The sequence below is a fragment of the Lacticaseibacillus daqingensis genome, from assembly GCF_003946115.1.
Taxonomy (GTDB): domain Bacteria; phylum Bacillota; class Bacilli; order Lactobacillales; family Lactobacillaceae; genus Lacticaseibacillus; species Lacticaseibacillus daqingensis.
This window is the reverse complement of sequence record NZ_RHOH01000008.1, coordinates 64,500-74,171: the sequence shown is the minus strand read 5'-3', so window position 1 is coordinate 74,171 and position 9,672 is coordinate 64,500. Positions and strand designations below refer to the sequence as shown.

Below are 9,672 nucleotides of genomic sequence, written 5' to 3'. Positions count from 1 at the left end.
GCAATGTTTTAATTCTCTTCGATTCAAGATCGAAGACCCTATCACATTTACGAAACTTTGTTCAGTTTTCAAAGGACTACTTTGTCCAAAAGACAACTTAGAAATCTTATCATCCAGAGCCGTAAGTGTCAACCGAAAGTTTTAATTTCGGTGACCACGTTTGCGCCCTCGTTGCCTCAACGACGCCTTTTATCTTATCAGGATGCGGGCACAGCGTCAACCAATTTTGCTACTTTTTCACAATCCCGAACTTAGTCAAAAACGGCCGATTGATTGTTTGGTTTTACCGGAAATTGCATCCCTTTCGCGACCAAATTCTTCGCGTTTTCCACACCACCGCCTGACCGCTCGCAGCCACGCAAAAAGGTTCCCGCAAGCGGGAACCTTTTGTGGTGGTGAATTATGGACGCAGGGTCGGGAACAACAGCACATCACGAATCGAGGCCGCGTCGGTCAGCAACATCACCAGCCGGTCGATCCCGATACCCAGTCCACCGGTTGGCGGCATGCCGTACTCCAGTGCTTCGACGTAATCATCATCGATGCCTTGCGCTTCGTCGTTACCCGCAGTTTTTTCTGCCGCTTGGGCTTCAAACCGCGCGCGCTGATCGATGGGGTCGTTCAGTTCGGTGAAGGCGTTGGCGTACTCGCCCCCGTCGATGAAAAGCTCAAAGCGATCCACAAAGCGTGGATCAGCGACACTCTTCTTGGCCAACGGGGAAACCTCGATCGGGTGCCCGTAGATGAAAGTCGGCTGGATCAGGGTCTCTTCGACGAATTCCTCAAAGAAAGCGTTGATGATATGGCCCACCGTCCAGTAGGCCTCGTAGTGCACACCCTTTTCATCCGCCAGAGCCTTGGCTTCATCGACCGTCATCGGCTGCCAGAAGTCCACGCCGGTCTGAGCCTTGATGGCATCCACCATGTGCAGACGCGCAAACGGAGCCTCTAAATCGAGGGCTTGGCCCTGGTAGCTGATCTTGCCGGTGCCCAGCACCTTGTTGGCGGCAAAGCGGAAGATGCCTTCCGTTTCGGTCATCACATCGGTCAGGTCCCAGTAAGCGGCATAGGTCTCAAGCTCCGTGAACTCTGGGTTGTGCTTGGTGTCGATCCCTTCGTTGCGGAACACGCGGCCAATTTCGTAGACGCGCTCCATTCCCCCGACGATCAGGCGCTTGAGGTGCAGCTCAAGGGCGATGCGGAGGTACAGGTCGATATTCAGCGCGTTGTGGTGCGTGATGAACGGCCGGGCGCTCGCGCCGCCGGCCTGGTTGTGCAACACCGGCGTCTCAACTTCGAGGAAGCCGTTGCCGTCCAGGTACTCGCGCACGGCGCTGATGATCTTGCTGCGGCGGACGAAGCGGTCAAAACTGTCGTCGTTCGCGATCAAGTCCAGGTAGCGCTGGCGGTAGATCTGCTCCACGTTGGTCAGCCCGTGGTACTTGTCGGGCAGCGGGCGCAGGGCCTTGCTCAGGTGCGTCAGGTGCGTGGCGCGCACGGTCAGCTCCCCGGCATCGGTTTTCATCACGTCCCCTTGAACGCCGATGAAGTCCCCCAGGTCGGCCTTCTTGAAGATCTGGTAGTTCTCTTCGCCGACCATGTCCTTACGCACGTAGATCTGAATGCGGCCGGAGCGGTCGCGCAGGTCCGCAAAACCGACCTTCCCCTTGCCACGCTTGGACATCATCCGCCCGGCGATCGTCACTTCAGGCGTGGCGTCGAGCAGCTGGTCCTTATCCTCCTGGTCGTAACTGTAGTGGAGCTGGGCCGCCAGGTGCGTGCGGTCGAAGCGCGTGCCGAACGGGTCGATGCCCGCCTCACGCAGCGCGTCCATCTTTTGACGGCGCGCGATCATCTGGTCGTTCAATTCACTTTGCTGTTCCTTTGCCATGTCATCCTCCGTTTTGTCTTCCACAGGTATTCTGCCAATGTTTCAGGCAAAATGCAACCGCCTAGCGGGCCGCCTGCTTTGCTGCATCGTGGGCCTCGGTTTCTTCGACAAAGGCGTCAAAGATGTCGACCACGCCTTGCTCGGTTTCCGCCGCCATGGCCGCGTTCTTGGTGCGCGCCGCGCGCGGAATGCCCTTGAGGTAGTACGCCGCCTGGGAGCGGAACTCCCGCACGGCCAAGTCCTCACCCTTGAGCTCGACCAAACGGTGCAGCTGTAGCTTGGCGGTGGCGATTTTTTCGCGGGGGGCCGGTTCAGGCACGAGCTCGCCGATGCGCAGGTAGGTTTCCACTGAGCGCAGGATCCACGGGTTGCCCAACGCGGCACGACCGATCATCACGGCATCGGCACCCACCTCGGTCAGCATGCGCTGCGCGTCTTCAGGGGTGCGCACGTCGCCGTTGCCCATGAACGGAATGTGCAACTGGCTTTTGACTTCCTTGAGGATGTGCCAGTCGGCGTGGCCGGAATACAGCTGCTTGCGCGTCCGGCCGTGCATGGCCAAGGCGCTGGCCCCGGCGCGTTCGGCGGCCAGGGCGTTTTCAACCGCGTAGATGTGGTCCTCGTCCCAGCCGGTACGCATTTTCACGGTCACCGGCTTGTGCACGGCGTCCACCACCGCTGCCACCATTTCGTAGACCTTGTTCGGGTCCAGCAGCCAGTGGGAGCCGGCGTCGGTTTTGGTCACCTTGGGCACGGGGCAGCCCATGTTGATGTCGATGATGTCGGCCTCGGTGTTTTGGTCGATGAACTTGGCCGCGTTCACCAGGGTCTCCTTGGTGCCGCCGAAGATCTGAATGGAGATCGGGTGCTCGCGCGGATCCACGAACAGCATGCTCAGGGTCTTCTGGTTGTGGTACATAATGCCGCGGTCGGAGATCATCTCACAGACGACCAGCCCGGCGCCAAACTCCTTGGCGGTGACGCGAAACGCCGCGTTGGTGATGCCGGCCATCGGCGCCACCACAACGCGGTTGGGGATCGTCACATTACCGATGTGCCATTCGAGTGGATTAGTTGTCATGTGGGGCCGCCTTTCGCAGTAAGTCCGTGAGTTCAGCTTCTGAGTAAGCGTAGCGCGCCCCGCAGAATTTGCAGGTGACGCTTGCGCCGTGGTCCTCTTCGATCATCTGGCGAATATCGCTGGGTGCCAAAGTGGCAATGATCTCGGCAAAATGCACCTTGCTGCATGTGCAGGCAAAACTGAGCGGCGCCGTCGCCACGACGTTGATCGGGGTGGCCCCCATCACCTTGGCCGCGATCTGTTCCGGGGTCAGCCCCGCCTTGAGCATCTCAGACACCAGTGGGAGGGTCTTGAGGGTGGTTTCGACCTGCGCCAGCGCGTCATCACTGGCGCCAGGCAGGGCCTGCACCATGAAGCCGCCGGCGACTTGGATCGTGTTGTCCGCGTTGACGAACACGGACAGCCCGACCGCCGCCGGGATCTGTTCGGACTTAGCCAGGTAGTAGGTAAAATCCTCCCCGAGCTCGCCGGACACCAGCGGCACTTGGCCGGTGAACGGATCACCGACACCGACGGACTTGGTCACGGCCAGCAACCCGGTGTGCCCGACGGCGCGCGCCACGTCGATTTTGCCGACGGGGTTCAGCGGCAGGGTCACGTGCGGGTTTTGAATGTAACCCCGCACGGTGCCTTGCGCGGTGCCGTCCGCCACGATCGCACCGACCGGGCCATCGCCCTTGAGGCGCACCGTCAGCAGGTCGTCGTCATTCTTGAGGCCGGCCGCGGCCAGCAGGCTAGTCGCCACCAGCGTGCGCCCCAGCGCGGCGCTGGCGGCAGACCAAGTGTCGTGGCGCTGCTGAGCCGTCTGCACGGTCTCGGTCGCGTTCACGGCAAAGATGCGAAACGCGCCATCGGTTGAGACGGCGGTGATCAGTTTATCTCCCATGCGTATTTCTCCTTTGTTTGGTGCTAAACGCCAATATCATACCAGAATCTGGCGTGGTCGCCAACTCAGCGGTGCGCCCCACCACGCAAAAAGAGACGAGCCAGGCCCGTCTCTTCATGTTTATTCCCCGTCGCTGGAATTGTCATCCTTTGGCGCAGGGTCAGTCGGTGCGGCAGGATCCGGGGTCGGCGTGACGTCCGGCTGCCCGTCCGGCGCGTCACCATCCGGGGCCTGGTCAGGGGTCGCCTGATCTTCCGCCGGCTTGTGGCCGCTGGCTTCTGCTGCCTGCTTCTCCGCATCTTTTTGCTCCAAGGCCTTCTTTGCCTCTTCAAACGAGGCGGCCTTTTCGCTTGGGAACTCATCTTGCTTCTTCTCCGGCATCTGACCGGTCGTGAAGATCGCAAGGATTTCCTTCTCGTTCAGGGTTTCGTACTTGAGCAGGGCCTCAGCGATCGCCTTGTGCTGCTCGCGGTGGCTCTCGATGATGTCGTGCGCCTGCTGATGGCCTTCGTCAATGATGCGCTTGATCTCATCATCAACGGCCGCCGCCGTGTCCTGGGAGTATGGTGGCATCTGCCCGTAGTTGGCGCCCACGAACGGTTGCCCGTTGGATTCCAGGGTCACGGTGCCGATGCGGTCGCTCATCCCGTACTGGGTGATCATCGCGCGGGCCATGTTGGTTGCCTGCTCAAAGTCGTTGGACGCCCCGGTCGCTTCGACGCCGAACACGATTTCTTCGGCGGTGCGGCCGCCCATCAGCCCGGCGATCTGTTCCATCATGTCCTTCTTGGTGAGCATGAACTGATCTTCCTTTGGCAGGGTGATCGCGTAACCGCCGGCGCGGCCGCGTGGGATAATGGTGACTTTGCGCACCACGCGGGAGTCGGACAGCACGAGCCCGATCAGGGCGTGGCCGGCTTCGTGGTAGGCCACCATAGTGCGGTCTTTTTCGCTCATGACCCGGTCCTTCTTGGCTGGGCCGGCCATGACGCGGTCTTCGGCCTCGTCGATGTCACTGGCATCGATGGCCTTCTTGCTGCGGCGAGCCGCCACTAAGGCCGCTTCGTTCAGCAGGTTTTCAAGGTCCGCCCCGACAAAGCCTGGGGTGGTCCGTGCGATTTCCTTGAGGTCAACGTCTGGCGCAAACGGCTTGTTCTTCGCGTGCACCTTCAGGATCGCTTCGCGGCCCTTCACATCAGGCCGCCCGACCAGGATCTTCCGGTCAAATCGGCCCGGCCGCAACAGCGCCGGATCGAGGACATCGGACCGGTTGGTGGCCGCCATCACAATGACGCCTTCGTTCCCGGTGAACCCGTCCATTTCGACCAGCAACTGGTTCAGGGTCTGTTCGCGTTCATCATGACCGCCGCCCATGCCGGCGCCACGCTGGCGCCCGACCGCGTCGATTTCATCGATGAAAATAATGGACGGCGCGTTTTTCTTGGCTTGGTCAAACAGGTCCCGGACCCGGCTGGCCCCGACCCCGACGAACATTTCCACGAAGTCCGACCCGGAGATCGAGAAGAACGGCACGCCGGCCTCACCGGCCACCGCTTTGGCCAGCAGGGTTTTACCCGTCCCAGGAGGGCCCTCGAGCAGCACCCCAGACGGAATGCGCGCCCCCAGGCCGGAGAACTTGCGCGGATCCTTCAGGAACTCAACGACTTCGACCAGTTCCTGCTTCTCTTCCTCGGCCCCCGCAACGTCGTCAAAACGCACCTTGTTGGCCTTCTTGTCCGCCTGCTTGGCCTTGGACTTGCCGAAGCTCATCACGCGACCGTTGCCCCCGCCACCTTGGCCGGCCTGGTTCATCATCATGTAGAAGAAGACCAGGATCAATAACATCGGCACCACGGTGATGGCAATGCTCAGCCAAGTCCCGGACTGGGACTCGGTCAGCGTGTTGGTTTTCACCTTGTTGGCCGCGGCGGCCTTGTCGATCGCCGCCAGCGTGGAATCATTCGGGGTCACGTAGGCCGTGAAGTGCTTGGTGGTCGCTTGCTCAGCGCCACCGATCAGGCTCAGGGTGTTGGCAGAGTCGCCCGTCAGCTTCTGCGCCTTGCGGTACTCCCCGGACACCTTGTACACCCCGCCGGAGGGCTGGATGTCAAACGACTTGATCTTATCTTGTTTCAGCTGCGTCACGAACTGACTCGACTGCAACTCCTGGGTCTGGCTACCACCGCTGCCGCGCAGGTAAAGCGCAAATGCGGCGACCAGGAAGACGAACATCACGACATACATTAAGGTGCCGCCGAACATCCCGTTTTGTTTTTTATTCATGCATAACCTCCAGCAACGTTTAAGTTCTGGTGGGCCGACTGCGCACAGGCAACCACACCGCTAATCTTCGCAGCCCCTCAGGGGTGCGCGTACACTTCCGGCTTCAACACCCCGATGTAAGGCAGGTTGCGGTACCGTTCCGCGTAATCCAACCCGTAACCGACCACGAACTCGTTGGGCACCGCCGTGCCGACGTAATCCGCCTTGACCTCTTTGACCCGCCGCTCGGGCTTGTCCATCAGCGTGCAGATCTTGACGGACTTGGCATCGCGGGTCGCAAACAGGCGCATGAGGTAGCTCAGCGTCCGTCCGGTGTCCACGATGTCCTCGACGATCAGCACATCGCGCCCGGCGACGCTCGTGTCGAGGTCCTTGATGATCTTGACCTCGCCGCTGGACTCGGTGGCATCCCCGTAGCTCGACACGTCCATAAAATCGATTTCGAGGTAATCGTCCACCTCGCGCACGAGGTCCGTCATGAACATGATGGCCCCCTTCAAGATCCCCACGACCAGCGGCCGCTTACCGGCATAATCGCGCTTGATCTCCTGGGCAAGCCGCGCCGTGATGGCCGCGATGTCTTCTTTGGAATACAGCACTTTGAGAATATCGTCATTCATGTGGTTGTGTCGTCCCCTCGGTGAGTGTTTGAAATGCCAGTACAGCTTGAATTATATCAGTTTGCGGCACTTGAAACAATTGTGCCCGTTCCTTTCCCTGCACCCACACCACCGTGTCTTCGGTGCAGGCGATCAGCCGCGTGGCACGCGCCCAAGTGGGCACTTTCGCGTTGATCCAAAAGCGCCGCAGGAGCTGGTGCTGCCCGTTAGGCAGCACCAGTCGATCGCCCGGCCGGCGCGTGCGCACCGTCAGCGGCCCGGCCGGTACCAGCGCCCACTCGGTCGCTTCCGACGGCCGAGTGGCAAACCGCCCGATGCGCCCGCCTGGCACCGCGTACCACTGTTCCGCCGCCGCCAGCACCACCGGCGTCATCGCCGGCGCCGCAACGCGCACACGGTGCAGGCGGTGGTCACTGACGGTCAGCGTCACCGCCCCCGCAGCAAACGTGCGCGCCCCCGGCGCCTGCTGCAGCGCCTGCAAAAGTGCGGTTTGGGTCGCCTGCGGCAGGTGACACTGCCAGGCGCGCAGTTGCGCCTGCAACAGCACCTGCTGGGTGCTGTGCGCTTGTGCCAAAAACGGGTGCCAGTCCACCGTGTCCGACCCCACGGCCGCCGCCGTCAGCAGCTGGCTGGCCTGCTGATCAGCCAGGGCGATCAGGCCGCTCAGCTCGGTGGTCAGCCGCGTCGTGTGCGCCAGCACCTGCGGGTTTTGCGCCTTCAGCACCGGCACCACCTGCGCGCGCAACTGGTTGCGGCTGAACCGCAAGTCCCGATTGCTCGCATCCTCCAGCACCGGCACCGCATGCGCGGCCGCAAACGCTTGGAGTTCAGCCTTGGCCACAGCCAGGAGCGGATGGATCACCGTCAGGTCGCCCAATGGGCGCGCCGGCGCGATCCCGGTGAGCGCGCGGGCGCGCCCGCTGCGCGTCAGGCGAAACAGCAGCGTTTCAAGCTGATCATCGGCGTGGTGGGCCGTGGCGATGACGGTGGCCCCACAGGCGTGCGCCGTGGCGGTCAAAAAGGCGTAGCGCGCCGTGCGCGCGGCGGCCTCAAGCCCCGCATGCGGCTGCGCCGACCGCTCCCAGCGGCCCGTTTGTACGGGCAGGCCCAGCTGCTTGGCGTAAGCCACCACCGCCGCCTGTTCGGCCGCACTGGTCGGGCGCAGCTGGTGGTCATACTGCGCCACCGTTAGCCGCAACTGATGCGGATGCAGCGGCGCCAACAGCGTCATTAAGACCATTGAATCGACGCCGCCAGACACCGCCACCACGACCCCGGTCCCCGGCGTCAGCGCGTACGGTGCCATCAATTGCGCCCCATCAAGCATGGCGACTCCTTTCCGCGTGCGCTCCCACACGCTGCCCTTGTGACAGGATGTCACTTACCATAACACACCGGCCCCCACCCGAGGCTCAGCCTTAAGGCGGATTCTGGCTGGGTGTCACCGGCGTCTTGTCTAAGTGCGGGCCCAAGTATTTTCCGGGCCTTTGCCCTGAGCCCTAACGCGACCCACTTCCTGCCTCGTTGACTGTTTTCCAGCCTTCGTAGAGCCGCGTGGCGCAATGCGGGCGCGGCTTGCTTCCGTTCAGCTTCGCCTCGTTCCACAGCAGTGCTTTGCTACGGGCTGGCACTCGGTCCTATGTACGGGCGCAAGCACCAACCCTAGGGTGTGTTTTAAATACCTGAGTCGCCCATATTTCGATACTCGTTGGTTCGAAAATATACCCATTTCTTCGGATATCTGAGTTGACCATAATCAGAGGACGGAGGTTCAGCCAGTGAAACTGGAAGTGGAGGCGGGTGGCGAGCCAGCGCGCTTGCCGGCAACGCCGCAAGCCACCATAGGGAGCATCGCGACCGGAGGCGTGAAATTGCTGTTAGCTGGCGGTCTTTGCCGGCTTACAGCAAGGGCGGGTCTGGAGACTTGTGCTTCCGGTCGCTTCGCTTCCTTCAGCAGCGTGCGAGCTGCGCTGGCACGCAGGCTCCAGAGAGCCCCACGCGTTCCGCCGCCACTCGCCGGCGCTGGAAGTGGCACTGGCTGAACCGGAGTCCGGGATTTTAAAACACTCTCTAGGCTATCCATCCCGCTAAGTGCGCTTTGCTTCGCTCTGGTTCGTCGAGCTACGTGGCGCATAAGGGTGCGCGGTCTAAGTCATCCTGCCACTCGCGCCTAAGATCGGGCGCAAGCGTCAGGCTGGATTTGATCAGGCTGTTCGAACGCAGTGAGTTACAGCCTGACATGTGTAGAAAGCCCAACCCTTATAACCGCGCCACTTCGCTCTGGGACACAAAACGCCGACCCCGTCAGCGTCTCAGAAAGATGCTGGCGATGGTCGGCGTGCAGGTTAGGAGCGCCGGCCACCGCGGCCGCCGCGTTTGCCTTCCGTGTTGCGGCGTAGGCTGCTCAACCGGTCTTCGCTTTCCTTCAAGAACCCGGACATCAGGCTGTCAAAATCGTCCTTGGGTCCCTGCGGTTTGTTCCCGTATGGCTTCGCGCCACCGGCAAACTCGCGGTGCGGCTTGGCCGCGTGGGCGTTACTCCCCGCATGCGGTGCGCTCGGCCGAGGGCCACTGGCACTGGGGTGTTCGCGCCGGTCGTGGTGTTCACCGGCTGGCTTGTCGACCGCCTTGCGGATCGACAGGCCGATCTTGCCTTCCTTGATGGACATGACTTTGACAGTCACGGTATCGCCGACGGTCAGCACATCGTGAATGTCCTTGACGAATGCGTCTGAAACCTCACTGATGTGCACCAGCCCCGTCTTACCGTCTCCCAGATCAACAAAGGCGCCAAAATTCGTGATTCCGGTGACCTTGCCGGAAACCTTTGCGCCAACTTCAACTGCCATATAAAAAGTCGTCCTCCTAGTGAATTGTGTCTCTTAGTATACCATGCAAAAGCCGACGCGCA

The 9,672-nt window shown here is 61.4% G+C and carries 7 protein-coding genes; all 7 read right to left on the bottom strand.

The genetic code is table 11. The annotated features are described in order from the left end of the window. Positions 1-400 precede the first annotated feature (400 nt). The 7 genes from lysS to EKM88_RS10095 all read right to left on the bottom strand — a co-directional run bounded on the left by lysS (position 401) and on the right by EKM88_RS10095 (position 9,610). Positions 401-1,891 carry a lysine--tRNA ligase gene (lysS, locus tag EKM88_RS10125; RefSeq protein WP_125705815.1) on the bottom strand — a complete coding sequence of 497 codons (1,491 nt, stop codon included), beginning with the start codon at positions 1,889-1,891 and terminating at the stop codon, positions 401-403. Between the two features lie 61 nt (positions 1,892-1,952). After that, entirely contained in the window at positions 1,953-2,972 is a 1,020-nt protein-coding gene (dusB, locus tag EKM88_RS10120) for a tRNA dihydrouridine synthase DusB (protein ID WP_125705813.1), read from the bottom strand. Next, the gene (gene hslO, locus EKM88_RS10115; protein ID WP_125705810.1) at positions 2,962-3,858 is read right to left on the bottom strand and encodes an Hsp33 family molecular chaperone HslO; all 897 of its coding nucleotides are present in this window, start codon (positions 3,856-3,858) and stop codon (positions 2,962-2,964) included. The genes dusB and hslO overlap by 11 nt, the downstream gene beginning before the upstream one ends. 120 nt (positions 3,859-3,978) lie before the next feature. Beyond that, complete coding sequence (gene ftsH, locus EKM88_RS10110) at positions 3,979-6,141, bottom strand: ATP-dependent zinc metalloprotease FtsH (RefSeq protein WP_125705808.1); 2,163 nt, start codon at positions 6,139-6,141, stop codon at positions 3,979-3,981. A gap of 77 nt (positions 6,142-6,218) precedes the next feature. Further along, positions 6,219-6,761: a hypoxanthine phosphoribosyltransferase gene (gene hpt, locus EKM88_RS10105; protein WP_125705806.1), complete on the bottom strand. Its 543-nt coding sequence runs from the start codon at positions 6,759-6,761 to the stop codon at positions 6,219-6,221. Further along, entirely contained in the window at positions 6,754-8,088 is a 1,335-nt protein-coding gene (tilS, locus tag EKM88_RS10100; RefSeq protein WP_125705803.1) for a tRNA lysidine(34) synthetase TilS, read from the bottom strand. The genes hpt and tilS overlap by 8 nt, the downstream gene beginning before the upstream one ends. Before the next feature lie 1,018 nt (positions 8,089-9,106). Continuing rightward, positions 9,107-9,610: a S1 domain-containing RNA-binding protein gene (locus EKM88_RS10095; RefSeq protein WP_125705801.1), complete on the bottom strand. Its 504-nt coding sequence runs from the start codon at positions 9,608-9,610 to the stop codon at positions 9,107-9,109. Positions 9,611-9,672: the final 62 nt, after the last annotated feature.